We start from the raw sequence: 24,969 nt of genomic DNA on the forward strand, positions 1-24,969 counted from the left end.
AACGATTATTTGATAGAAAACACTAGATGAAATAAGAGTGCTATGGTTATTCGTTGACATTTTGACAACGATTCTATATATTTATACCGACTTGGTCTTTGGGCTGATAGATTGATACATTTTTAGCGTGAGAGGAGAAAAGCTCGTGGATGAACAAAAGAAAAATCAGCTGGGAGTGCTGCTGAAAGAGCAGTTGCGAAAACGATCATTATCTTTAAGAGAATTGAGCGAACGCACTCAAATCGATAAAGCGACCATCTCAAGAATCATCAATGGCAAAAGAAAAGCAAACCTGAACCATTTGCAAAGGTTTTCAGAAAGCCTCGGCGTTTCTTTTGATGAGCTGATGACAGCGGCCGGCTATGCGATGGAGAAGACGCAGGAAAGCGAACGTCCGGATATTCACTCGTCAGTTGCCGAAATTGAAGATGTTTTGCAAACCTCAAATGTCTATGATCGGTCATTTACCATGGAAGAACTGAAAAACAAATTGAATGAGTGCGAACAATATTCTCAGACGGAGGAAGGAAAGCGTACCATTCTGGCTGAGTTTGAATCTAAAATCGACAAAGTTGCCGGCATTGGTCCTTTTCTGACCCGTCTGCACGACATGTACAGCAGATTTACCTCGGGGCGGGGGACGCCGCGTGAATTGCTGCTGATGGGCGGCGCTTTGCTGTATTTCATCGTTTCTGTTGATGTCATACCGGATTATATTTTTCCGATCGGCTATATCGATGATGCGGCAGCGGTTCATTTCGTTTTCAACCAGCTGTCATATAAATCATGATGGAGCATGTTCAAGATGAAAAGAAAGCATATCAACATTGACATCAGTCTGCTGCTCATTCTATTTTGTTTGTTTATCATCAGCCTGCTGGCCGTTTACAGCGGGTCGGGCCAGTATGAAACACAGGACCCTTTTTATTTTGCCAAACGGCAGGTCTTTTGGTATCTTGTCGGGTTTGGCGTCATGGCGGGAACGGCCTACATCGACTATGAGCTGCTTGAACGATTGGCGCTTCGTTTATTTGTGGGAGCCGTTTTTCTTCTGATTCTCGTTCATTTTTTTGGAACTTACAAAAACGGTTCGCAAAGGTGGATCAGCTTCGGGGTCATCGAAATCCAGCCTTCAGAATTTATGAAGATCATTTTGATTCTTCTGCTGGCTTCGATACTCAATCAATTTCAGCATAAAAGGTTCTCCTTCGCCGAGAGCATCATTCCGACGGGAAAAATCATGATGTACACGGTGATTCCGTTTTTCTTTATATTGGTTCAGCCAGATTTAGGGTCCGCATTGGTGATTTTATCGATCGCATTCACGTTGATGCTGGTCTCGGGGATTTCGGGCAGGATGATCGTGTCCCTGTCACTTGGATTCATGGCATTGGTCGCCTTTTTGACGTATTTGCACAATCATTACTTTGAGATATTTTCAAAGATTATTAAGCCTCACCAGCTTGACCGGATATATGGCTGGCTCAGTCCTCATGAACATGCCTCTACATATGGATACCAGCTGACGCAGGCGTTATTGGGGATCGGATCAGGCCAGCTGTCAGGGAGCGGCTTTACTCAAGGAATCCAAGTTCAGGGAGGGAAAATTCCGGAGGCTCATACTGATTTTATTTTCGCCGTGATTGGTGAGGAATTCGGTTTTTTGGGTGCCGTAACATTAGTCTGTCTGTATTTTCTGATGATCTACAGAATCATCAGGATTGCGCTTTCGTCCAACAGTCTGTTCGGTCTTTATATATGTGCGGGGGTTGCAGGGTTGATTGTATTCCAAGTGTTCCAAAATATCGGGATGACGATCGGGTTAATGCCGATCACGGGGCTCGCTCTTCCGTTTATCAGCTATGGCGGCAGCGCGCTGTTGACCAACATGATCGCTTTAGGTCTCGTTTTCAGTGTGAATATCAGATCTAAACATTACATGTTTGGGAATGATTGGGGATGAAGTTGCTCAAAATGATTCTTTCCCATCTAAAGAAACTTGATTATGTATTGATTGCCGCGGTACTGTTTTTATCTGCGTTTGGCTTGCTGATGGTATACAGCGCCGGCTACCCCCTCGGATATATGAAGTATCATGATGGCAGCTATTTTTTTATGAAGCAGCTGCAATGGCTGCTCATCGGTTTGGCCTTTTTTTCGGCTGCCGCCATTTTCCCATACAAAGCTTACAGCAAACTCATTCGGTTTTTGGTGAAGCTTTCTTTTTTAATGCTGATTCTCGTTTTGCTGCCGGGAATCGGGATGGAGAAAAACAATTCCCAAAGGTGGATTCAATTCGGTTCGCTCATGATTCAGCCGTCTGAGGCTGTGAAGCTTGTGATGGTTATTTATTTCGCCTATGTGTATGCAAAAAAGCAGAATTACATCGCCGATTTCGGAAAGGGCGTCATGCCGCCGCTGCTGATTTTGGCGGCTGTGTTTTTTTGATTTTAAAACAGCCTGACTTGGGCACCGCCGTTTCCATCCTGTTAAGCTGCGGAGCGGTTCTGTTGTGCGCCGGCCTCAGAATGCGGCACTTGCTGCTTCTCGGAACAATGGCAGGGGCTGGCATCGCATATTTTGCAATAACAGCGCCGTACCGGTTAAAAAGGCTGACATCGTTCAGCGATCCTTTTCAAAATGAAAACGGAGACGGCTACCAGTTGATCAATTCCTACCTTGCCATTGATTCGGGCGGGTTATGGGGGAATGGATTGGGGAACAGCGTTCAAAAGCTGGGATTTCTTCCCGAAGCCCATACGGACTTTATCATGGCGGTCATCACTGAAGAACTCGGCGGTATCGGGCTGGCGGTGATCATCTGGGCTTACCTGTTGATCATGTTCAGAGGGGTTCGGATCGCTGTGCAAATCGATGATCCGTTTGGAAAGCTGCTGGCGGTCGGCCTTACTTTCCAGATCATGATTCAAGCGTTATTTAACCTGGGCGCTGTTTTCGGCCTTCTTCCCATTACCGGAATTCCTCTTCCGTTTGTCAGCTACGGAGGTTCTTCGTTATTGTTCATGCTGACGACAGCCGGGATATTGGTCAACCTCTCATCACATGTTAAGCGGGGAGTTAAAAAAGATGTGGCCTTTCTTTTGTAGAGAGTCTTTTCTTAACTTTGAAGTGGAGAATTTTATCTCAAAGTTACGATTGTTGATTTTGTCTTCTCATATCGAATTTGACCGGGACGTGTTTATACATATAAATGCGTTCATATTGATAAATAAAGGAAATCATGATATATTCAAGGTGTATGAAACAGAATAATCTCTTTATATGAATGCATAAACTAAAAAAGACCGGAAGATGCGGCAACATCTCCCGGAAGCAACAGAGAGGCTCCATAAAAAGGAGTCGGCTCTATTTTTAGATCCCAATTAAAAAGTAAGATCGTCTTGTTGTGGGAATCAAGGGCGATCTTACTTTTTTTTGTCGTTTGATGACAGAATGGCCACTACGAGAATGCCGAAAGACACCATGAGTTGCAAGGCCTCTGATACTGTCACATGCTCACCCCCTTTCTCTTCAAGAGATGGAGGATGAGCCGACCGCCCTTATATAGAACCGAACTGCTGCCAACCCTTATTATACCAAAAAGCAGAGTTGTTTCCATAAATGTCCGTTGACATGCAAATTTGAAAAACCGCAGTTTTCTTAAAACGTTCTGCGGTCAAACTGAGTAAATGCTGTTTTTTCTTAGCCGGAACCCTGCTCATTCCTTTAGCAGCTGATCTAGTGCAAAACAGGCCGGTTCATTAAAACCCGGCCTGTTTGAAATATCTTGTTCATTTATGCGGGACGCGCGGCAAAAATTTGGAAGGTAACGCCGAACGGATCAGTGACAATGCCGTATGCGGGACTGAAATAAGTTTCCTTCAGCTCAAGCTTGACCTCGCCCCGCTCGCTCAGCTTGCCGAAAAGCCGCTTGGCCGAAGAAACATCGGCTGCCGTTACGCAAATGGACAATTGGTTTCCGCTTTGGAAAGGCAGTTCAGGAATAATGTCGGCGATCATCAGGACAGCGTCGCCGATTGTCAAAACGGCATGTGCGATGAAATCCAATTCGTCTTCCTTAAAGTTCGCTGCCTCATCTGCGGGGCCTTCACTAATCGTCTGACTGAACTTTACTTCGGCATCGAGTACATCACGGTAATAATCAATCGCTTCCTTTGCTCTTCCATTCATCAGGATATAAGGTGTGAATCGCGTTTTCATAGGGGGAACATCTCCTTTTTTGTTGATCTAAGGAGATTGTATATTATAATGGTGACAACTAATGTCATGGTTAAAAAATAATTGGAGGTATTCATGTCTAAAGCGAAACGATTGAATGAAATGATCATGATGGTAAACCGGAAAAAACGATTTACGGTCGGGGAGCTGGCGCGGGAATTCGGGGTTTCAAAGAGAACGGTTTTAAGGGATTTGCAAGAGCTCAGCGAAATGGGGGTGCCCCTCTATTCTGAAACCGGCCCCCACGGAGGATATCAGGTGTTAAATGAAAGGATTCTTCCTCCCATCGCCTTCAGCGAGAACGAAGCGATCTCAATCTTCTTTGCGATCGATGCACTGAAGCATTATATATCCCTGCCGTTTGATGCCCAGTACGCATCCATCAAAAAGAAATTTTATTTAAACCTTTCAGGAGATATCCGGGATGCGATTGACAGTATGAAGGACCGCGTTGCTTTTTATACGCCTTATGAGCAAACAGACGACATTCCGGTTTTAAAGGTGCTGCTTGAGGCAGCGGTTCAGCAAAAGGTGTTGATCATCGAGTATGAAGCAAATGGCGCATCAAGCAAGAGGAGCATTCAGCCGATCGGAATCTATGCCAATCAAGGGAAGTGGTATTGCCCGGCTTACTGTTTTTTAAGAAAGGATTACCGCATATTCAGGTGCGACCGGATCAAGCGGGCCGAGCTTGATGAACATAAGGCACCGATTGATTTGTCCGGCCTCAATTTAAAGAACCGTTTTTCGGCTTTGTCCCGGCCAAGGGAGACATTGGAATTATCCGCCGAGCTGACAAAAAAGGGAGTAGAGCGGCACGGTTCACTCAAATGGCCGCACCTTGAACTGCATGTAAGAGAAGATGGGTCCGGCGTGCTGAAAGGCGAAATCGCGCCGAAGGATATCGATTTTTTTGCGGATTATTTCATTTCGTTCGGCCGGGAAGCGGTTATTCAGAAGCCTTCCAAATTAATTGAAAGGATGAAACGGACATTATCCGACATGCTGAAACAATACGGCTGAAATGAAGACTCCGGTATACCGCAGCCTGCGTTTTTCTGCATTTAAAGTTCCGCAAAAAACGCGTGAAGACGCATGTCTTCTTCATCCTCCAGATAAAGACACTCTCAGGAATCGAGAGTGTCTTATTTTTGCCGTCAGAAGAAATTTTTACCCAAAAAAGTTGACGGCAGATTTAAAAGTGAGTATCATTACAAATATGATATTAATATTACATTTTTGTTACAAAAGAAAATGATATGTTACGAGTTTAAAAGAAGATTGACAAAGGAGCATGCTTATGAAAAAAGCGATGGCTATTTTAGGATTCCTTGTACTCACAGCATCGCTGCTATTTATCATCAATAAAGGAACATCTCAAATAAACGCTTCACAAAATAGAAAAGCCGCGGTTCACACGGAGTATTACAAAGACATCAGTTCGCTTTCTTTTCCGGTATTCAGCGATTTGAAGGAAGAGGATGCCAAGCTGGCGAACGATGCGGTAAAACTTCATTTAAAAAATTCCTATAAAGAATTTCAAAAAATCGTTAATGATGCCGAAAAGAAGGATAAGGATGAAGAAAACGTTTATGAAACGTCCTACAAAGTCAAATACAACGAGGAAGGCAAACTGAGCTTTTTAATCTATGACTATCAGTTCTCCGGCGGTGCGCACGGCAAGTACACCGTAACATCCTACAACTTTGACTTTGACAAGCATAAACAAGTCGTGCTGACTGACGTATTAAACAATCAGGCGAAAATCGAAAAGGCAAAAAACTATATTTTCAGCTATATCAACGAACATTCGGAACAGTTTTATTCTGATCTTAAAAAGAGCGATATCCGTTTGGATGAACATACGGCATTCTATTATACAAGCAGCGGAATTTCAATTGTATTTCAGCAGTATGATATCGCCCCGTATGCAGCCGGAAACCAGGAAATAAAGCTTCCGTCGACGCTTTTATATTAGCCCCGGCATTAGATCTAATATTTGTAATAGAAACAGAGAGAGCAAGTCGTGAAACAGGAGAGTGAGCAGCGATGTCTGGCAAACCATCATTTCGATGGGTTAAAATGTTGATTTTTTTAACGATATTAATAGGTTTGGCAGGGTACTCTTACAATAAAGTGTCAAGCAACAGCCAAGAGCCCCCTCAGCCAAAAAAAGACCGCGGACAATCCGGCCTCGGCGTCGAATCCATGGTCAATGACAGCAAACAAGAGAGGTATGCCATCCATTATCCGGTGTTTCACATAAAAGAAATCGATGAACAAATAAAAGATTATGTGAATCAAGAATTGGCCGGTTTTAAAGAGGATAACGCAAAGGCCCAGGCTCAGGATGAAGACGGGCCTTTTGAACTGAACATTAAATATAAGGTTGTCTATTATACAAAGGATACGGCCAGTGTTGTGCTGAATCAATACATAGAGGCCGGCGGCGTATCGGGTACAACATCTGTCAAGACGTTTAACGCTGATTTAAAGCAGAAAAAGCTGCTGTCCCTTCAAGATCTGTTTGAAGAGAATTCAGATTTTCTGAACAGGATTTCAAGCATTGCCTATCAGGAATTGAAAAATCGGAATCCGTCTGCTGACATGGCTTTATTAAAAGAAGGGACGAGCCCTCAGGAAGAACATTTCAGCCGCTTCGCGCTTCTTGAAAACGAGGTGGAATTTTATTTTGAGAAAAAACAAACCGGTCTTGAACAGTCTGTAAAAATAAAAAAAGAATGGGTAAAAGATATTTTAAAAGACCGATATCAGGATATGAAAAAGAATCGTCTTCAGGCCAAACCTGATCAGGAGCCTGTTCCGCTTCCGAAGCAAGCGAAAATTAATCCCGATGAAAAAGTGATTGCCCTCACATTTGATGACGGTCCGAATCCCGCTACAACGAATAAAATATTAAACGCTTTACAGAAGCATGAAGGGCATGCGACCTTCTTTGTGCTTGGAAGCAGAGCGCAATATTATCCCGAAACGATAAAACGGATGCTGAAGGAAGGAAACGAAGTCGGCAACCATTCCTGGGACCATCCGTTATTGACAAGGCTGTCAAATGAAAAAGCGTATCAGGAGATTAACGACACGCAAGAAATGATCGAAAAAATCAGCGGACACCTGCCTGTACACTTGCGTCCTCCATACGGCGGGATCAATGATTCCGTCCGCTCGCTTTCCAATCTGAAGGTTTCATTGTGGGATGTTGATCCGGAAGATTGGAAGTACAAAAATAAGCAAAAGATTGTCAATCATGTCATGAGCCATGCGGGAGACGGAAAAATCGTCTTAATGCACGATATTTATGCAACGTCCGCAGATGCTGCTGAAGAGATTATTAAAAAGCTGAAAGCAAAAGGCTATCAATTGGTAACTGTATCTCAGCTTGAAGAAGTGAAGAAGCAGAGAGGCTATTGAATAAATGAGTAGAAAGCGCCATATCGGCGCTTTTCTTTTGGAAGAAAATATAGGGAAAATGGTATTTGTTAAAAATTCGGAATATTTATACAATATCATATGTTTCACATTGAAAGGGGAGGAGAATCATGAAACAACAAAAACGGCTTTACGCCCGATTGCTGCCGCTGTTATTTGCGCTCATCTTCTTGCTGCCTCATTCTGCAGCAGCGGCGGCAAATCTTAAAGGGACGCTGATGCAGTATTTTGAATGGTACATGCCCAATGACGGCCAACATTGGAAGCGCTTGCAAAACGACTCGGCATATTTGGCTGAACACGGTATTACTGCCGTCTGGATTCCCCCGGCATATAAGGGAACGAGCCAAGCGGATGTGGGCTACGGTGCTTACGACCTTTATGATTTAGGGGAGTTTCATCAAAAAGGGACGGTTCGGACAAAGTACGGCACAAAAGGAGAGCTGCAATCTGCGATCAAAAGTCTTCATTCCCGCGACATTAACGTTTACGGGGATGTGGTCATCAACCACAAAGGCGGCGCTGATGCGACCGAAGATGTAACCGCGGTTGAAGTCGATCCCGCTGACCGCAACCGCGTAATTTCAGGAGAACACCGAATTAAAGCCTGGACACATTTTCATTTTCCGGGGCGCGGCAGCACATACAGCGATTTTAAATGGCATTGGTACCATTTTGACGGAACCGATTGGGACGAGTCCCGAAAGCTGAACCGCATCTATAAGTTTCAAGGAAAGGCTTGGGATTGGGAAGTTTCCAATGAAAACGGCAACTATGATTATTTGATGTATGCCGACATCGATTATGACCATCCTGATGTCGCAGCAGAAATTAAGAGATGGGGCACTTGGTATGCCAATGAACTGCAATTGGACGGTTTCCGTCTTGATGCTGTCAAACACATTAAATTTTCTTTTTTGCGGGATTGGGTTAATCATGTCAGGGAAAAAACGGGGAAGGAAATGTTTACGGTAGCTGAATATTGGCAGAATGACTTGGGCGCGCTGGAAAACTATTTGAACAAAACAAATTTTAATCATTCAGTGTTTGACGTGCCGCTTCATTATCAGTTCCATGCTGCATCGACACAGGGAGGCGGCTATGATATGAGGAAATTGCTGAACGGTACGGTCGTTTCCAAGCATCCGTTGAAAGCGGTTACATTTGTCGATAACCATGATACACAGCCGGGGCAATCGCTTGAGTCGACTGTCCAAACATGGTTTAAGCCGCTTGCTTACGCTTTTATTCTCACAAGGGAATCTGGATACCCTCAGGTTTTCTACGGGGATATGTACGGGACGAAAGGAGACTCCCAGCGCGAAATTCCTGCCTTGAAACACAAAATTGAACCGATCTTAAAAGCGAGAAAACAGTATGCGTACGGAGCACAGCATGATTATTTCGACCACCATGACATTGTCGGCTGGACAAGGGAAGGCGACAGCTCGGTTGCAAATTCAGGTTTGGCGGCATTAATAACAGACGGACCCGGTGGGGCAAAGCGAATGTATGTCGGCCGGCAAAACGCCGGTGAGACATGGCATGACATTACCGGAAACCGTTCGGAGCCGGTTGTCATCAATTCGGAAGGCTGGGGAGAGTTTCACGTAAACGGCGGGTCGGTTTCAATTTATGTTCAAAGATAGAAGAGCAGAGAGGACGGATTTCCTGAAGGAAATCCGTTTTTTTATTTTGCCCGTCTTATAAATTTCTTTGATTACATTTTATAATTAATTTTAACAAAGTGTCATCAGCCCTCAGGAAGGACTTGCTGACAGTTTGAATCGCATAGGTAAGGCGGGGATGAAATGGCAACGTTATCTGATGTAGCAAAGAAAGCAAATGTGTCGAAAATGACGGTATCGCGGGTGATCAATCATCCTGAGACTGTGACGGATGAATTGAAAAAGCTTGTTCATTCCGCAATGAAGGAGCTCAATTATATACCGAACTATGCAGCAAGAGCGCTCGTTCAAAACAGAACACAGGTCGTCAAGCTGCTCATACTGGAAGAAATGGATACAACAGAACCTTATTATATGAATCTGTTAACGGGAATCAGCCGCGAGCTGGACCGTCATCATTATGCTTTGCAGCTTGTCACAAGGAAATCTCTCAATATCGGCCAGTGCGACGGCATTATTGCGACGGGGTTGAGAAAAGCCGATTTTGAAGGGCTCATCAAGGTTTTTGAAAAGCCTGTCGTTGTATTCGGGCAAAATGAAATGGGCTACGATTTTATTGATGTTAACAATGAAAAAGGAACCTATATGGCAACACGTCACGTCATTGGTCTGGGCGTCCGCAATGTCGTCTTTTTTGGGATCGATTTGGATGAGCCCTTTGAACGGTCAAGGGAAAAAGGCTACCTTCAGGCGATGGAAGGCAGTCTGAAAAAAGCAGCGATTTTCCGGATGGAAAACAGTTCAAAAAAAAGTGAAGCACGCGCGCGGGAAGTGCTTGCATCCTTTGACGCACCTGCAGCGGTTGTTTGCGCTTCGGACCGAATCGCGCTCGGGGTTATCCGCGCGGTGCAATCGCTTGGTAAAAGAATTCCGGAAGATGTCGCGGTCACCGGCTATGACGGGGTGTTTCTCGACCGGATCGCTTCGCCTCGCCTGACAACCGTCAGACAGCCTGTTGTTGAAATGGGAGAGGCTTGCGCGAGAATCCTGCTGAAAAAAATCAATGAAGACGGAGCGCCGCAAGGCAATCAATTTTTTGAGCCGGAGCTTATTGTCCGCGAATCGACTTTGTAGGGTGTCTCATTCTGTTACCGTTAACAGCTGAAAATGATTGTTCCTGTTACCGCCGTCATGATAATTTCAGAATAAAAGCCGGTTTATCACAGCCGGACAACCAAAAGGGGGAAACATGATGGAATATGCAGCGATACATCATCAGCCTTTCAGCTCTGATGCCTATTCTTACAATGGACGGACATTGCACATCAAGATCCGTACAAAAAAGGATGATGCCGAACACGTCCGCTTGGTTTGGGGCGATCCTTACGAATACACCGGCGGCACATGGAAAGCGAACGAGCTTGCGATGGCGAAAATTGCCGCAACAAGCACCCATGATTACTGGTTTGCCGAAGTGGCGCCTCCATTCAGGCGTCTGCAATACGGATTTATCCTGACAGGCGCTGATGATCGAGACACTTTTTACGGAAGCAATGGTGCATGTCCGTTTGCCGGGAAAGCGGCGGATATAGGCAAACACTGTTTTAAATTTCCGTTTGTTCATGAGGCAGACACATTTGATGCACCTGACTGGGTCAAATCAACCGTCTGGTATCAAATTTTTCCGGAGCGCTTTGCCAGCGGGCGGGAAGATTTGTCTCCGGAAAACGCTTTGCCATGGGGAAGCAAAGATCCTGAGGCGCACGATTTTTTCGGAGGGGATTTGCAGGGGATCATGGACAAGCTGGACTATTTGGAAGACTTGGGGGTAGGCGGAATCTATTTGACGCCGATCTTTGCCGCGCCTTCCAACCATAAATACGACACATTGGACTATTGCTCCATCGATCCGCATTTTGGCGATGAGGAGCTCTTTCGCACGCTGGTCAGCCGGATTCACGAGCGGGGAATGAAAATCATGCTTGATGCTGTTTTTAACCACATTGGCAGCGCTTCGCAAGAGTGGCAGGATGTTGTCAAAAACGGTGAAACGTCCCGCTATAAAGACTGGTTCCATATTCATTCTTTCCCTGTTAAAGAAGGCAGCTATGATACATTTGCGTTTACTCCCGAGATGCCGAAGCTCAATACGGCCAACCCGGAAGTTCAGGCTTATTTGCTTGATATTGCGCTGTACTGGATCCGCGAATTTGATATCGACGGCTGGCGTTTGGATGTGGCAAATGAAGTTGATCATGCGTTTTGGAAGAAATTCCGGCAAGCCGTCACGGCAGAAAAGCCCGACATTTTTATATTGGGCGAAATCTGGCATCAGGCTGATCCGTGGCTTAGAGGAGACGAATTTCATTCGGTCATGAACTACCCGTTCACAGAACCGATGATTGACTATTTTGCAGACGGATCGATTTCAGCTTCGCAAATGGCCAGCCGCATCAATTCGCATTTAATGAGCGGGATGAAGCAGGTCAATGAGGTGATGTTTAATTTGCTGGACAGTCATGACACGAAGCGGATTTTGACAAGATGCGGAGGAGATGACAAAAAGGTGCGCTCTCTTTTGGCATTCATGTTTGCTCAGACAGGCTCGCCGTGCATTTATTACGGAACGGAAGTCGGGCTTGACGGCGGCGATGATCCATTGTGCCGGAAGTGCATGGTTTGGGAAGAGGAAAAACAGAATCAAGAGATGCTCGCATTTATGAAACGGCTGATCGCTTTGCGAAAACAAGAGAATGATGTATTGACTTATGGCGCGCTTGAGTGGAAGCTGGTTGATGACCAAAACGATTTTGTCAGTTTTTCTCGAACGCATGAAGGAAAAGAGCTGATCTACTTCTTCCACCAGGGCAGCGAGGTGCGCCGTGTCAGATTGCGGGATTTGAAGATTGCAAGCGATAAAAGAATATACGATGCGTGGACGGAAGAAGCGCTTCAGCATGATGATGTGGTCGACATTCAGCCAGGCGGATTTTTCATTTTGGGGGCGGTCTAAATTCTGTTACCGGTAACAGGTTTAAAACTATTGTAACCGCTTTCTGTCGAGGATTACAATTGTCTCAGATTCCAAGATAGAAGGGGGAAAAAAGATGCAACATTTAAAAAAAGGAATTTTAGTGCTGCTGGCGTCAGTTCTGCTGTTCGGTCTTGCCGCCTGTTCAAGTTCAAAGGAAACGGGAGGCAGCGGCGGGAAAAAAGTGCTGACCGTGTCTGTAGAAGAGGTCTATAAACCTTACGTCGAAAGCATAAAGGAAGGTTTTGAAAAAGAGAATGATGTGACAGTCAAAATCGTTGAAAAGCCGATGTTCGACCAGCTTGAAGCGCTTCCGCTTGACGGTCCGGCAGGCAATGCGCCCGATGTCATGCTTGCGGCATACGACCGTATCGGCGGCTTAGGACAGCAAGGTCATTTGCTGGAAGTCAAACCGTCTGACACAAAAAGCTTCGGAGACAAAGAAATGCAGCAGGTGACGGTTGGCGGAAAAGTCTATGGAATCCCGCTTGTTATTGAAACTCTCGTACTCTATTACAACAAAGACCTGTTAAAAACGCCGCCAAAAACTTTTAACGAGCTCGAGGATTTAACAAAAGACAAGAGGTTCGCTTTTTCTTCGGAAAAAGGAAAATCGACCGCCTTTCTTGCAAAATGGACGGACTTTTACATGTCATACGGTTTAATGGCCGGATACGGCGGATATGTATTCGGAGCTGACGGCACGGATTCCGGAGACATCGGTCTGAACAACAAGGGAGCCGTAGAGGCGGTGGAATACGCCGAAAAATGGTTTAGTGAATATTGGCCGAAAGGCATGCAGGACAATACGAGCGCAGACGATTTTATCCAGCAGACCTTTATGGACGGAAAAGCAGCGGCTGTTATCGGAGGTCCTTGGTCGGCTTCCAATTATAAAGAAGCCGGTTTGAACTACGGCGCAGCGAAAATCCCGACATTGCCGAACGGAAAAGAGTATGCCCCGTTTGCAGGCGGAAAAGGCTGGGTCGCCTCAAAATATACGAAAGAGCCGGAGCTTGCTGAGAAATGGCTTCAATATGCCGCAAATGACGAAAACGCTTACCGCTTTTATGAAGATACGAACGAAGTTCCGGCCAACCTCGCTGCTCGAAAGAAAGCAGGGGAGCAAAAAAGCGAGCTGACGTCGGCGGTCATCACACAATACGAAACGGCGACTCCAACTCCGAATATTCCGGAAATGGCCGAAGTGTGGACAGGTGCAGAAAGCTTGATATTTGACGCGGCAGCAGGGAAAAAATCGGCTCAGCAATCAGCGGATGATGCCGTGCGCGTGATCAAAGAAAACATTAAAGAAAAGTATGTGAAATAAAACGGCGGTTTTAGCGTCCGGAAGAATAGAGGGCGAAAAAAATGAACAAAGACCAAACACTAGCAAACCGGAGCCGGAAGGCAGCGCTGTTATCGATAATTCCCGGTGCTGGCCAGATTGCAAACCGGCAGTTTTCAAAGGGGATCCTTTTTCTAGTCATCACAGGCTTGTTTATTTGTGAGTTAGCGATTTTCGGTTATCAGGCGCTGATCGGTCTCGTGACGCTGGGGACTGTCCCCAGAGAAGACCACTCGCTGTTTCTCTTGATAGAGGGCACGCTGCAATTGATTTTGACGCTCGTTTTCTTGATGTTTTACATCTTTAATCTGTATGATGCCCGGAAGACCGCCGCGATGAAGGCGGCGGGTTTGAAAATCAGCGAGACGGCTGGGGACATGATCAGAAATGCAGGTGACAAAGGGTTTCCGTATTTATTTACGCTGCCGGCATATCTCATGATGGTGTTTGTGATTATTTTTCCGGTGCTGGTGACTCTGTTTATCGCGTTTACAAACTACGATTTTTATCATATTCCGCCAAACAGTCTCATCGACTGGGTCGGCTTTAAAAATTTCATGAATATCTTTTTCCTTGGCTCGTATCGGCAAACATTCGCCGATGTGCTGGGCTGGACGATCATCTGGACGATCTGTGCGACGACGCTGCAAATTGTTCTCGGCATCGTGACGGCGCTGATCGTCAATCAGAACTTTATTAAAGGCAAGCGGATGTTCCGGATCATCTTCCTGCTTCCGTGGGCCGTTCCGGCATTTATTACGATTATGAGCTTCGCCAACATTTTCAACGACTCGGCGGGCGCGATGAACGTCCAGGTGATCCCGCTTTTGAACCAGCTTCCGTTCGTCGACATCCCGGCTGTCGCATGGAAGACCGATCCGTTCTGGACGAAGACGGCTTTGATTATGATCCAGACGTGGCTCGGTTTTCCCTACATTTATGTCATGGTGACGGGGGTGCTTCAGGCGATTCCCGGAGAGCTTTATGAAGCGGCAAAGATTGACGGCGCGACATTTATTCAGCGCTTTAAACACATTACGCTGCCGATGATTTTATTTGCGACCGCACCGGTGATGATTACCCAGTATACATTTAATTTCAATAACTTCTCGATCATCTATTTATTTAATGAAGGCGGTCCGGGGAGTGCGGGGGCCGGAGCCGGGTCAACCGACATCTTAATATCCTGGATCTATAAGCTGACGACGGGGACGTCGCCGCAGTATTCCGTGGCGGCTGCTGTCACACTGCTCATTTCTTTCATTGTCATCGGGGTTTCCCTGATTGCTTTTAAGAAATCGAATGCCTTTGGCAATGAGGAGGTCATGTAGATGAGAGGGCTTTTTAAAAATACGCGGTTCACCGGGATGCTGAACAAGGTTTTGACCTATATATTTTTGGCGTTTTTAAGCATCGTGATTATTTATCCGCTTTTGATCACAGCATCATCCGCATTCCGGGTCGGGAATGTAGCGGCTTTTACACTCGATTTTTCGGGCGCATGGACATTGGACCACTTTAAGCGGCTGTTTGAAGAGACGCTTTACCTCAATTGGTACGGGAATACACTTGTGATCGCTCTGTCTGTCATGGTGTTCCAGGTGACGATTGTGACGCTTGCCGGCTATACGTACAGCCGCTACCGGTTTGCGGGCCGAAAAAAGAGCCTCATTTTCTTTTTGATCATTCAAATGGTGCCGACGATGGCGGCGCTGACCGCTTTTTACGTCCTGGCCATGCTGATCGGAGCTTTGGACCAATATTGGTTTTTAACTGCAATCTATATCGGCGGCGGAATTCCGATGAACACATGGCTGATGAAGGGCTACTTTGATACAGTGCCGAGAGAAATCGATGAAGCGGCGCGAATTGATGGAGCGGGGCACCTGCGGATCTTTGCTTCGGTCGTTCTCCCGCTTGTGAAACCGATGCTTGCAGTCCAGGCGCTGTGGGCGTTTATGGGGCCGTTCGGCGACTATCTGCTGGCGAAATTTCTGCTTCGGTCGCCGGAAAGCCTGACCATCGCCGTCGGTTTGCAGACATTCATCTCCAATCCGCAGCAGCAAAAAGTCGCGCTGTTTGCAGCTGGGGCGATTCTTGCAGCTCTGCCGATTTGCATCTTGTTCTTCTTTCTCCAAAAGAACTTTGTGTCCGGTTTGACATCCGGCGGAACGAAGGGATAAATCGATGAACGACATGCGAAACGAAAAGCTGATCGTCCGATTTCTTAAAGCAGCGGCATCACCGGCGGGCGTCATGCGCTGCAAACATGCATTCAGCTGGCTCGAAATTTCTTTTCTGTTTATGTTTTTGACTGCTTGTTTAATGGCGCCTATGACCCTTGCGTTTATGAAAATGGACCGCTTCAATGCCGGGTATCTGATCCCGAACGTCGCTCAAGAGGCTGACGCGGCATTCATCAAACAATTAAAAGGCTACCAATTGACAAACGGAAGATTGAAGGGCGAAGACGAGCTGTACCGTGTGGAGAAAGGGAGAACCCTGCTGGCCGTCGATTTGAAGGATGAATTAAAAACAAGCGGTGAGAACGGGCGGATAAAAGCGGAAGGCTATCAAAATGCGCTCATCTTTCAGTCAGATCATCTGATCATCAGTGATCAAAGCGGAGCGGGGTTTTCCGTTCGCTATCCGGCAAAGGCTGGGCTGAATGATCTGGATGCCGGTCATTTGGGGGATTTTATCGGTGCAATGTGGTTTGCCCAATATAAGCCGCTTATCATCATGCTGGCCTGTTCGGCGGTTTTCATCATCTCGCTTTTTTTAACGGCCGTTCTGGCGGGAGGCATCTGGATCTCCAAAAAATCCAACATGACCGGGATAAGGTCGTTTAAGGAAGCGGCCGCAGCGGCGGTGTGCGGATCGGCGCTTCCGGCAGGAGCCGCAATGGCTTTCGGTATGATCAGCTTTGACTTCATCGCGATGCTGCTCATCCATTCGTGCGGTAGTGCTTTGATGGTCTCTTTCATTTTCAGGCACATCTTCAAGAACCGCCATCATAACGAAAATCTACAGTCAGGAGGAAATCATGGCAAATCAGCGGCTATTTGAGATCGACCAGTGGAAAATCAAAACAAACAAATTTGAAAAGGAACATAAACGGCTTCAGGAAAGTCTGACATCCTTGGCGAACGGATATATGGGAATCAGGGGGAATTTTGAAGAAAGCTATTCAGGCGAAAGTCTCAAAGGCACATATATCGCAGGGGTTTGGTTCCCTGACAAAACGCGTGTCGGCTGGTGGAAAAACGGCTATCCCGAATATTTCGGGAAAGTGATCAATGCGATGAATTTCATCGGAATTGATGTATATGTAGACGACGAAAAAGTCGACCTCAGCCAAAACGACATCGAATCGTTTGAATTGGAGCTTAATATGAAAGAAGGCATCTTGCGGAGAAGCGCTGTCGTCCGTGTGAATCAAAAGGCTGTCAAAATTTCGTCCGAGCGCTTTCTTAGCCTCGATGTCCCGCAACTGTGCGCGATCCATTATGAAGCGGAATGCCTGAACGATGAAGCGGTCATCACGCTTGTTCCTTATCTTGATGGAAATGTCGCAAATGAGGATGCCAATTTCGAAGAGCGGTTTTGGCAGGAAGAAGCGAAAGGCGCCGAATCTCATCGCGGCCATCTTGTGACGAAAACGATTGAGAATCCGTTTGGAACCCCGCGTTTTACGGTGGCTGCTTCTATGTGCAATGTGACGGAAGGATATGTCAGCGAGCATTTTCAAACGGATGCAATGTACGCGGAAAACCGCTACTGTTACGAAGTGGGACCGGGAACAAAGGCTTCTTTAAAGAAATTGATCATTGTCACAACGTCCCGGGATTTTGAAGAAGCAGAGCTTTTAGTACAGGGCAGGGCGCTTTTGGCGAATGTTCTTCGGCAGGGATATGAAGAAGCGAAGCGGAGGCATACCGAACATTGGATGGAAAGGTGGGCAAAAGCGGACATTGAAATTAAAGGGGATGATGAGCTTCAGCAGGGCATCCGGTACAACCTCTTTCAGCTCTTCTCGACATACTACGGAGCCGATTCACGCTTAAACATCGGGCCGAAAGGATTTACCGGCGAGAAATACGGAGGAGCCGCCTATTGGGATACTGAGGCGTACGCCGTTCCGATGTATTTGGCGACGGCAGAGCCGGAGGTGACGAAGAATCTGCTTTTGTACCGCTATCATCATTTGGAGGCAGCAAAACGGAATGCCGCCAAACTGGGGCTGAAAGGAGCCCTTTATCCGATGGTCACCTTCACAGGCGATGAATGCCACAATGAATGGGAGATCACCTTCGAAGAAATTCACCGCAACGGCGCGATCTGTTATGCGATCTACAATTATGTCAATTATACAGGCGACCGGGACTACATGAAAGAATACGGGATAGACGTTCTCGTCGAAATCAGCAGATTTTGGGCGGACCGCGTCCACTTCTCAAAACGAAACAATAAATACATGATCCACGGCGTCACAGGGCCGAATGAATATGAAAACAATGTCAACAACAACTGGTATACGAACTTGATTGCGTCATGGACGCTTGAGTACACGCTCGAAAACCTCGCTATCCTCCCGGAGGAAAAACGCCGCCGGCTTGATGTACGGGAAGCCGAAATCGAGAAATGGAAGGATATCATCGAGCGAATGTACTATCCATACAGTGAGGAATTAAATGTTTTTATTCAGCATGATACTTTCCTGGATAAAGAGCTTCAGGCAGCGGATGAGCTTGAACCGGGTGACCGTCCGCTCTATCAGAACTGGTCATGGGATAAAATTCTCCGCTCCAGTTTTATTAAGCAGGCTGATGTTCTGCAAGGCATTTATTTCTTTAATCACCGATTTACAATGGAAGAAAAACGTCGCAACTTTGAATTTTATGAACCGATGACAGTTCATGAATCGAGCCTTTCGCCATCTGTCCATGCGGTGCTGGCGGCTGAGCTCAAAATGGAAAAGAAAGCGCTCGAACTGTATAAGCGTACAGCGAGGCTTGATCTGGATAATTACAATCATGACACCGAGGAAGGGCTTCATATCACTTCGATGACCGGAAGCTGGCTCGCCATCGTGCAAGGATTTGCCGGCATGCGCACTCAGGATGAGAAGCTGTCTTTTGCTCCGTTTCTGCCGAAGGAATGGGACGGTTATTCGTTCAACATCAATTATCGAGACCGGCTAATCAATGTGCAGGTAGAGGAAAACAGCGTCGTTTTCAGTCTTTTAAAAGGAGAACCGCTTTCTATGACAGTTTATGGAGAACAGATCGCACTGAACGGACGGTATGAAAGGAGGATGGCCCGATGAGCCAATGGTGGAAAGAGGCAGTCGTGTATCAAATTTACCCGCGGAGTTTTTATGATTCCAACGGAGACGGCTTCGGTGATTTGCAGGGGGTGATTCAAAAGCTCGATTACATCAAAAGCCTTGGAGCCGATGTCATATGGCTGTGTCCTGTGTTTGATTCCCCGCAGGATGACAACGGCTACGACATCAGCGACTATAGAAGCATATACGAAAAGTTCGGGACGAACGATGATATGTTTCAATTGATTGATGAAGTGCATAAACGCGGAATGAAAATCATTATGGATCTTGTCGTGAATCACACGTCTGATGAACATGCCTGGTTTGCCGAAAGCCGCAAGTCAAAGGACAATCCTTACCGTGATTATTATTTTTGGAAGGATCCAAAGGCGGACGGTTCAGAGCCGAACAATTGGGGATCGATCTTTTCAGGGCCGGCATGGACGCTCGATGAGCGGACAGGACAGTATTATCTTCACTACTTTTCGAAAAAGCAGCCTGACTTAAACTGGGAGAATGAAGCGGTTCGCCGCGAAGTATACGATTTGATGACATTTTGGATGGACAGAGGCGTGGACGGCTGGCGGATGGACGTGATCGGTTCCATCTCCAAATTCGTCGACTTTCCCGATTATGAAACAGATGACAGCCGTCCATATGTCGTCGGCCGCTATCATTCGAACGGCCCCCGTCTGCACGAATTTATACAAGAGATGAACCGGGAAGTGCTGTCCCGTTACGACTGTATGACGGTCGGCGAAGCAAACGGCTCAGATGTTGAAGAAGCGAAAAAATACACGGATCCAAGCAGACATGAGCTGAACATGATTTTTACATTTGAACATATGGATATTGATACCAAACAGCATTCTCCGAATGGGAAATGGCAGATGAAGCCGTTTGACCCGATCGCTTTAAAAAAGACGATGACGAGGTGGCAGACCGCTTTAATGAATGTCGGCTGGAATACGCTTTATTTCGAAAATCATGATCAGCCGAGGGTCATATCCCGCTGGGGCAATGACCGCGAGCTCCGCAAACAATGCGCCAAAGCATTTGCAACAGTTCTGCACGGCATGAAGGGAACCCCGTTCATTTATCAAGGTGAAGAAATCGGCATGACAAACAGCGAGATGCCGCTCGAAATGTATGATGATCTCGAAATCAAAAACGCATACCGCGAACTTGTCATTGAAAACAAAACGATGACAGAGGAAGACTTTCGAAAAGCCGTGGCGAAAAAAGGGCGGGATCATGCGAGAACGCCGATGCAATGGGATGACGGGAAATACGCGGGCTTTACGGATGGAGAGCCTTGGCTGGCGGTAAATCCCCGCTATCAAGAAATCAATGTGAAAGAGTCGCTTGCCGATGAAGATTCGATTTTCTATTATTATCAGAAGCTCATCGGGCTGCGCAAACAAAATAAAGTCATCGTGTACGGAGACTATCGGCTGCTGCTCGAGGAAGATCCGCGAATCTTTGCGTATATCCGCGAATATCGGGGCGAAAAGCTGTTAGTCGCCGTGAATTTATCAGAAGAAAAGGCGCTGTTTCATGCTTCGCCGGAATTGCTTGAGGACAGATGGGATGTGCTGTTGTCAAACTACGCCCGAGAGCGGCTTAATATAAGCGGCAGTATCGACATGGAGCCTTATGAAGCTTTCATGATGATCAGCCGGGCAAAGGATTACACATCATGAAAGCGGTCATTTTTGACTTGGACGGCGTGATCACGGATACGGCCGAGTATCATTATCTCGCATGGAAACATACTGCAGAACAAATCGGCATTGAGATTGACCGGAGCTTTAATGAACGGCTGAAAGGCATCAACAGAGAGCAGTCGCTTGATAAGATTTTGATTCACGGCGGCGCGGCCGGAAAGTTTCAGGAGGCGGAGAAACAAGAGATCATGCGCCGGAAAAATCAATACTACCAACAGCTGATCCAAAACTTGACTCCGCACGACCTGCTGCCGGGAATCTCCGTGCTTTTTGCCGAATTGAAAAGAGAACATATAAGCATTGCGTTAGCTTCGTCAAGCCGAAACGCGCCTGCTATTTTGCAGCGGCTCGGTGTCATGGACGAATTTCAGGGTGTCGTTGATCCGGCCGCACTTGCTCACGGAAAGCCCGACCCCGAAATCTTTTTGACGGCCGCTGCACTGCTCGGTGTGCCTCCGTCTGAATGTGCAGCAATCGAAGATGCTGAAGCCGGGATCGCCGCGATCAAATCCGCAGGGATGTTCGCGGTGGGAGTCGGTGATGAGACATCGCTGCGCGGAGCCGATTTGATCGTGCACAACACAAACGAGCTGACGTTTGAGCTGCTGAATGAAGGATGGCAGCGCTATTGCTGTATAAGAGAAGGAAAATGAAAAGCAACCCGAGAATCATAAAATGACAGGCCGCCGCTGGCGGCCTTATCTGCAATCGGAGAGGGAAGCAATACCAAGAACAAGATCAAGATCAAGGCGTTCGGCTGGCCGGAGAGGGAGACCGTTCAGATATGCGTTTTGCTGGTTATACAACCGATCTCAGCAACCCGACTTCGAATCTATCAGGCGGTTGGATACAGTCCTGTTGCAGAGTCTATCGCCTGCGTTTTTCAAGAAAAACAGCCTAATCGATCCCTTTAAAAGGATGATTAGGCTGTTTGTTTATTGGTGCATTTGCAATTTGACAAATTTTCGTTTGCCGACTTGGATGATCATGCCGTGTTCGAGTGCAATGTCCGCATGAATCGATTCCGCTTTGGCGCCGTTGATTTTAACGCCGCCGTTTTGGATCATGCGGCGGGCTTCACTTTTGGAAGGAAGGAGTTCGAGCGTCACCAATAAATCGGTGACCGGCACCGTTCCGCCACCTTGCCAGTGTACGGCTGTTATATTGTCCGGCGCGCTGTTTTGCTGAAAAACTTTCTTAAACTGCTGTTCGGCCGCTTCTGCCGCCTTGCTTCCATGATACATGTTGACAATGGTTTTCCCGAGAAGCATCTTCGCGTCTCTCGGATGAACGGCCCCCGTTTCCAAATCCTTGACAAGACGTTTTTTTTCTTCCGCCTCCAAGTCGGTCGCAAGATGGATATACTTTTTCATCAAACTGTCCGGCAGAGACATCGTTTTCCCGAACATTTCATGAGGGTCTTCATCGATGCCGATGTAATTGTTCTTTGATTTAGACATTTTTTCAATGCCGTCAAGCCCTTCAAGCAGCGGCATGAGAATGACGACCTGTTTTTCTTTTCCGTACTTTTCCTGAAAGTGTCTGCCCATGAGCACGTTAAAATGCTGATCCGTTCCGCCCAGTTCGATGTCGCTGTCCAGAACGACTGAATCATACCCCTGCATCAACGGGTAAAAGAACTCATGAAGCGAAATCGGCTTTTGCATGGCGATTCTTTCTTCAAAATCATCGCGTTCCATTAAACGGGCGACGGTAATTTTGCCCGCGAGCTCAATGACGTCTTCCAAGGTTAATCGTTTAAGCCATTTTGAGTTGTAGTGAAGCTCGACCTTGTTCTGATCAAGCACTTTTCCAAACTGTTGAAAGTATGTTTCGGCATTGCGGCGGACCTCTTCGTCCGTCAGCTGTTTCCTGGCGGCGGATTTTCCTGTTGGATCACCGATTTTCCCCGTGAAATCGCCGATCAGGAGCTGGACGATATGTCCGTTTTCCTGAAACTGACGAAGCTTATTCAAGACGACGGTGTGGCCCAAATGTACGTCAGGCGCAGACGGATCGAGGCCGAGCTTAATTTTCAGCGGTTCGCCGGTCAAAATCGATTTGGCCAGCTTTGCCCGCAGTTCCTCCGGGGGAATGACCTCCTCCGCTCCGTCCATATATAAGTGAAGCTGCCTTTCGACTTCCCGCTTTTCGGCAGTTGTCAGTTGATCAAATTGTTGTTGCTGCATGATAACTCCTCCTTTTTTTGTATAAAAAAAGAACCTCATCCCGATAAGGGACGTGGCTCAAATGCACGCGGTACCACCCTGATTGAAGACCTTCATCTTCCGCTCAATTTCCGGTAACGGCTTCCCGTTCTTTGCTACTTGAAGGTTCACAAAGAAAGCTCAGGGAGGTAATTCACGTCTGCCTTTGTACCGGCTCGCACCAGCCGCCGGCTCTCTGGAACAGGGAGACAGTCCGCTACTCGTTCCCGTCGTTGCTTATGGTTTATGAAGATTGTCATTCACTTTTCGAAGGAGCTCGATCAATGTATTCTGCTCCTCTTTTGTCATGCCCTTGATCAGCATTGTTTCCCCTTTGTGGAACGCCGGATAAAGCTCTTCAATCGCGGCTTTTCCTTCCGGTGTGATCTCGGCGTAAACGTGTCTGCGGTCTCTCGGATCCGCGCTTTTGACGCAAAAGTTCTTTTTCTCAAGCGTTTTAATGACATTGCTCGCAGTGGCTGTTGAAATTCCTGACAGTTCGGCGAGTTTTCTCGTTTCAAGCCTGCCCCATACCCATAGATCGTAAAGAATCGAAAAAGCCGTCCAAGACAATTGATATGAGGAAAGGACCTCGGTCTCCATTTTGACGCGGAGCTTTTGCGCCGACCGGTAAAGGTTGGTGGCGACCGAAATGGCTTCAAGATTCAAGGATTCGATCGGCATGCGCTTCAGCTTGCTGAGGGTGTCGTGTTCTTCCTGTCGAAGATGGGGGGATCTATTCAATCGTGACGCCTGCCTTTTTATTTTCAGAATTATTAGCTATGAAATGAATTTTAACAGACGGTCTCCATCAATGCAAGCCCTTGTTTGACATGATGAGAAAAGCCGGCATCATGATGATGACCGGCGCTTGTTTCAGCTATTTTTTGGTGATCTGTTTGCGGCGCACTTCAATTCGGTCCCCTTTTTGAATGCTGTCATATTGTTTTTTCGAGACGAGGACGGCATGTTTCTTTCCGTTTTGATCTTCAATCAACAGCCAATATCTTTTTTCTTTTCGTTCAGAGAGCGCTTTTTCTTTGATTCCTGCGGTACGGAGGATGTTTTTTTGTTCCGCTGTATATCCGCCTACGTGGAAGATCATCCAATATGGAAAGTAGTAATTCAAAAAGGCTGATCCAGCAGGATTTTGATTGAGTGTCCGCTTGATGCTTCCTTTGTACAGGGCATCGGGAGGCAGTGTCCGCTGAATGGTGTTGAACTGACTGTTCTTGTTTAAGTATCGTCGGCTCGCAGACTGTTTCATATAACTGCGCATACTCTGGTTGACTGAACCCGCACGTGTTTTTAGAGCGCTGTTATTAGCCGAGGAACTCGAAGCCTTCACCCCGGATGCTCCTTTGCTGCCTGCTGCCTCTGCTTGAGCAAAAGGCAGCAAGAGGGACAGCGCCATGATCAAAATAAGAGGAGCGCTTTTTTTCTTCATTGTTCATCACTGCTTTTTTGTTCAACTTTGTCTTTGACGACGCCCTCAAGCGGCTCCTGATCATATTTAATGTATGGGGGACGAAAGATGAAGGCTTCCTGATCGCGGATTTTAATATAAGGCTGTTCGACATTTTCTACATTTTCCACATATTTTTTGAAAGTCTCCGTCTTTTCTTTTCCATCTTTCACGTATGCTGCTTTCAGTAATGGTGCTTTGTCGGATTCGCTGTCATTCACGTAATCAAACCATACGAGATCGTATTTTTGAATGGATTGGTCATCTGCGACCTCCTGTGAACGGTCTGAAGCGGATGATGAACATCCTGATAAGGGAACGGCTAAAAGCATCGCAGCCGCGGATAAAGAGATCAGTTTCGATTTTTTCACTGTGATCATCCTATTCATTTCGGTTTCGCTTTTATATACGAACGATCCGGGCAAAGGTGTCATCTATTCAAAATAGATTGGCAGAAAACAGGGCGTAACAATTGCATTTTAAACGTAAACAAACTGTAAAATACCATTTCTATGAAAAAAGGTATAATTTGAATGTCAGAAAAAAAT

General features: G+C 46.6%; 21 protein-coding genes, 1 pseudogene and 1 other annotated feature. Of the genes and pseudogenes, 16 read left to right on the forward strand and 6 right to left on the reverse strand.

What is annotated here, in order from left to right:
* The first annotated feature begins 145 nt into the window (after nt 1–145).
* The 3 genes and pseudogenes from H7F26_RS09710 (at nt 146) to ftsW (ending at nt 3,107) form a co-directional block, all read left to right on the forward strand.
* Nucleotides 146–790, forward strand: coding sequence for a helix-turn-helix domain-containing protein (locus H7F26_RS09710; protein WP_061565916.1), 645 nt, complete (start codon nt 146–148; stop codon nt 788–790).
* A 15-nt stretch (nt 791–805) separates the two neighbouring features.
* Entirely contained in the window at nt 806–1,963 is a 1,158-nt protein-coding gene (rodA, locus tag H7F26_RS09715) for a rod shape-determining protein RodA (RefSeq protein ID WP_003179414.1), read from the forward strand.
* Nucleotides 1,960–3,107: pseudogene (gene ftsW, locus H7F26_RS09720) on the forward strand (putative lipid II flippase FtsW). The gene rodA and the pseudogene ftsW overlap by 4 nt, the downstream one beginning before the upstream one ends.
* Nucleotides 3,108–3,425: 318 nt before the next feature.
* Here ftsW and H7F26_RS22220 read toward each other — a convergent pair.
* Together H7F26_RS22220 and H7F26_RS09725 are read right to left on the reverse strand one after the other, a co-directional pair.
* Nucleotides 3,426–3,485, reverse strand: coding sequence for a hypothetical protein (locus tag H7F26_RS22220; protein ID WP_219192634.1), 60 nt, complete (start codon nt 3,483–3,485; stop codon nt 3,426–3,428).
* A gap of 310 nt (nt 3,486–3,795) precedes the next feature.
* Nucleotides 3,796–4,221, reverse strand: a complete 426-nt coding sequence (locus H7F26_RS09725; RefSeq protein ID WP_016886212.1) for a VOC family protein — start codon at nt 4,219–4,221, stop codon at nt 3,796–3,798.
* Between the two features lie 93 nt (nt 4,222–4,314).
* Here H7F26_RS09725 and H7F26_RS09730 point away from each other — a divergent pair, with 93 nt between their 5' ends.
* The 13 genes from H7F26_RS09730 (at nt 4,315) to pgmB (ending at nt 21,402) form a co-directional block, all read left to right on the forward strand.
* Nucleotides 4,315–5,262 (forward strand): helix-turn-helix transcriptional regulator, encoded by a 948-nt coding sequence (locus tag H7F26_RS09730; protein ID WP_003179423.1) that lies wholly within the window; start codon nt 4,315–4,317, stop codon nt 5,260–5,262.
* 277 nt (nt 5,263–5,539) lie between these two features.
* Complete coding sequence (locus H7F26_RS09735) at nt 5,540–6,217, forward strand: DUF3298 and DUF4163 domain-containing protein (protein ID WP_017474611.1); 678 nt, start codon at nt 5,540–5,542, stop codon at nt 6,215–6,217.
* Between the two features lie 71 nt (nt 6,218–6,288).
* Nucleotides 6,289–7,668 (forward strand): polysaccharide deacetylase family protein, encoded by a 1,380-nt coding sequence (locus H7F26_RS09740; protein WP_009329173.1) that lies wholly within the window; start codon nt 6,289–6,291, stop codon nt 7,666–7,668.
* A 128-nt stretch (nt 7,669–7,796) separates the two neighbouring features.
* A complete protein-coding gene (gene amyS, locus H7F26_RS09745; RefSeq protein WP_011197602.1) occupies nt 7,797–9,335 on the forward strand; it encodes an alpha-amylase in 1,539 nt (512 codons plus the stop codon).
* A gap of 162 nt (nt 9,336–9,497) precedes the next feature.
* Complete coding sequence (locus tag H7F26_RS09750; RefSeq protein ID WP_009329171.1) at nt 9,498–10,448, forward strand: LacI family DNA-binding transcriptional regulator; 951 nt, start codon at nt 9,498–9,500, stop codon at nt 10,446–10,448.
* A gap of 115 nt (nt 10,449–10,563) precedes the next feature.
* A complete protein-coding gene (locus tag H7F26_RS09755; RefSeq protein ID WP_011201572.1) occupies nt 10,564–12,327 on the forward strand; it encodes a glycoside hydrolase family 13 protein in 1,764 nt (587 codons plus the stop codon).
* A 94-nt stretch (nt 12,328–12,421) separates the two neighbouring features.
* Nucleotides 12,422–13,675: an extracellular solute-binding protein gene (locus tag H7F26_RS09760; RefSeq protein WP_009329168.1), complete on the forward strand. Its 1,254-nt coding sequence runs from the start codon at nt 12,422–12,424 to the stop codon at nt 13,673–13,675.
* Nucleotides 13,676–13,716: 41 nt separating this feature from the next.
* On the forward strand, nt 13,717–15,024 hold the full coding sequence (locus tag H7F26_RS09765; RefSeq protein ID WP_061565914.1) for a carbohydrate ABC transporter permease: 1,308 nt from the start codon (nt 13,717–13,719) through the stop codon (nt 15,022–15,024).
* Nucleotides 15,025–15,876, forward strand: a complete 852-nt coding sequence (locus tag H7F26_RS09770) for a sugar ABC transporter permease (RefSeq protein ID WP_003179457.1) — start codon at nt 15,025–15,027, stop codon at nt 15,874–15,876. It abuts the gene before it with no gap.
* A 4-nt stretch (nt 15,877–15,880) separates the two neighbouring features.
* The gene (locus tag H7F26_RS09775; protein WP_003179460.1) at nt 15,881–16,762 is read left to right on the forward strand and encodes a DUF1189 domain-containing protein; all 882 of its coding nucleotides are present in this window, start codon (nt 15,881–15,883) and stop codon (nt 16,760–16,762) included.
* Complete coding sequence (locus H7F26_RS09780; protein ID WP_003179462.1) at nt 16,740–19,022, forward strand: glycoside hydrolase family 65 protein; 2,283 nt, start codon at nt 16,740–16,742, stop codon at nt 19,020–19,022. Before H7F26_RS09775 ends, H7F26_RS09780 begins: the two co-directional genes overlap by 23 nt.
* Nucleotides 19,019–20,725, forward strand: coding sequence for a glycoside hydrolase family 13 protein (locus H7F26_RS09785; RefSeq protein ID WP_003179464.1), 1,707 nt, complete (start codon nt 19,019–19,021; stop codon nt 20,723–20,725). Before H7F26_RS09780 ends, H7F26_RS09785 begins: the two co-directional genes overlap by 4 nt.
* Nucleotides 20,722–21,402 carry a beta-phosphoglucomutase gene (gene pgmB, locus H7F26_RS09790; RefSeq protein ID WP_003179466.1) on the forward strand — a complete coding sequence of 227 codons (681 nt, stop codon included), beginning with the start codon at nt 20,722–20,724 and terminating at the stop codon, nt 21,400–21,402. Before H7F26_RS09785 ends, pgmB begins: the two co-directional genes overlap by 4 nt.
* A gap of 282 nt (nt 21,403–21,684) precedes the next feature.
* Here the strand turns inward: pgmB and tyrS are convergent, their stop codons facing one another.
* From tyrS to H7F26_RS09810, 4 genes are all read right to left on the reverse strand, one after another.
* Complete coding sequence (tyrS, locus tag H7F26_RS09795) at nt 21,685–22,938, reverse strand: tyrosine--tRNA ligase (protein ID WP_003179468.1); 1,254 nt, start codon at nt 22,936–22,938, stop codon at nt 21,685–21,687.
* 43 nt (nt 22,939–22,981) lie between these two features.
* Nucleotides 22,982–23,199, reverse strand: a binding site (T-box leader).
* Nucleotides 23,194–23,640, reverse strand: a complete 447-nt coding sequence (locus tag H7F26_RS09800; RefSeq protein WP_223307103.1) for a MarR family transcriptional regulator — start codon at nt 23,638–23,640, stop codon at nt 23,194–23,196. (Overlaps the previous feature by 6 nt.)
* Nucleotides 23,641–23,836: 196 nt before the next feature.
* Nucleotides 23,837–24,403 carry a hypothetical protein gene (locus H7F26_RS09805; protein WP_003179472.1) on the reverse strand — a complete coding sequence of 189 codons (567 nt, stop codon included), beginning with the start codon at nt 24,401–24,403 and terminating at the stop codon, nt 23,837–23,839.
* On the reverse strand, nt 24,400–24,801 hold the full coding sequence (locus H7F26_RS09810; RefSeq protein WP_202604420.1) for a hypothetical protein: 402 nt from the start codon (nt 24,799–24,801) through the stop codon (nt 24,400–24,402). The genes H7F26_RS09805 and H7F26_RS09810 overlap by 4 nt, the downstream gene beginning before the upstream one ends.
* Between the last annotated feature and the right edge of the window lie 168 nt (nt 24,802–24,969).

Origin of the sequence: Bacillus sp. PAMC28748 (genome assembly GCF_014250415.1) — a bacterium.
Lineage (GTDB): Bacteria > Bacillota > Bacilli > Bacillales > Bacillaceae > Bacillus > Bacillus licheniformis.

Excerpts from the sequence above, each read along its gene's own strand:
- rodA (WP_003179414.1), top strand. The coding sequence starts at position 806 with ATGAAAAGAAAGCATATCAACATTGACATCAGTCTGCTGCTCATTCTA.
- H7F26_RS09725 (WP_016886212.1), bottom strand. The coding sequence starts at position 4,221 with ATGAAAACGCGATTCACACCTTATATCCTGATGAATGGAAGAGCAAAG.
- H7F26_RS09730 (WP_003179423.1), top strand. The coding sequence starts at position 4,315 with ATGTCTAAAGCGAAACGATTGAATGAAATGATCATGATGGTAAACCGG.
- H7F26_RS09735 (WP_017474611.1), top strand. The coding sequence starts at position 5,540 with ATGAAAAAAGCGATGGCTATTTTAGGATTCCTTGTACTCACAGCATCG.
- H7F26_RS09740 (WP_009329173.1), top strand. The coding sequence starts at position 6,289 with ATGTCTGGCAAACCATCATTTCGATGGGTTAAAATGTTGATTTTTTTA.
- amyS (WP_011197602.1), top strand. The coding sequence starts at position 7,797 with ATGAAACAACAAAAACGGCTTTACGCCCGATTGCTGCCGCTGTTATTT.
- H7F26_RS09750 (WP_009329171.1), top strand. The coding sequence starts at position 9,498 with ATGGCAACGTTATCTGATGTAGCAAAGAAAGCAAATGTGTCGAAAATG.
- H7F26_RS09755 (WP_011201572.1), top strand. The coding sequence starts at position 10,564 with ATGATGGAATATGCAGCGATACATCATCAGCCTTTCAGCTCTGATGCC.
- H7F26_RS09760 (WP_009329168.1), top strand. The coding sequence starts at position 12,422 with ATGCAACATTTAAAAAAAGGAATTTTAGTGCTGCTGGCGTCAGTTCTG.
- H7F26_RS09765 (WP_061565914.1), top strand. The coding sequence starts at position 13,717 with ATGAACAAAGACCAAACACTAGCAAACCGGAGCCGGAAGGCAGCGCTG.
- H7F26_RS09770 (WP_003179457.1), top strand. The coding sequence starts at position 15,025 with ATGAGAGGGCTTTTTAAAAATACGCGGTTCACCGGGATGCTGAACAAG.
- H7F26_RS09775 (WP_003179460.1), top strand. The coding sequence starts at position 15,881 with ATGAACGACATGCGAAACGAAAAGCTGATCGTCCGATTTCTTAAAGCA.
- H7F26_RS09780 (WP_003179462.1), top strand. The coding sequence starts at position 16,740 with ATGGCAAATCAGCGGCTATTTGAGATCGACCAGTGGAAAATCAAAACA.
- H7F26_RS09785 (WP_003179464.1), top strand. The coding sequence starts at position 19,019 with ATGAGCCAATGGTGGAAAGAGGCAGTCGTGTATCAAATTTACCCGCGG.
- pgmB (WP_003179466.1), top strand. The coding sequence starts at position 20,722 with ATGAAAGCGGTCATTTTTGACTTGGACGGCGTGATCACGGATACGGCC.
- tyrS (WP_003179468.1), bottom strand. The coding sequence starts at position 22,938 with ATGCAGCAACAACAATTTGATCAACTGACAACTGCCGAAAAGCGGGAA.
- H7F26_RS09800 (WP_223307103.1), bottom strand. The coding sequence starts at position 23,640 with ATGCCGATCGAATCCTTGAATCTTGAAGCCATTTCGGTCGCCACCAAC.
- H7F26_RS09805 (WP_003179472.1), bottom strand. The coding sequence starts at position 24,403 with ATGAAGAAAAAAAGCGCTCCTCTTATTTTGATCATGGCGCTGTCCCTC.
- H7F26_RS09810 (WP_202604420.1), bottom strand. The coding sequence starts at position 24,801 with ATGATCACAGTGAAAAAATCGAAACTGATCTCTTTATCCGCGGCTGCG.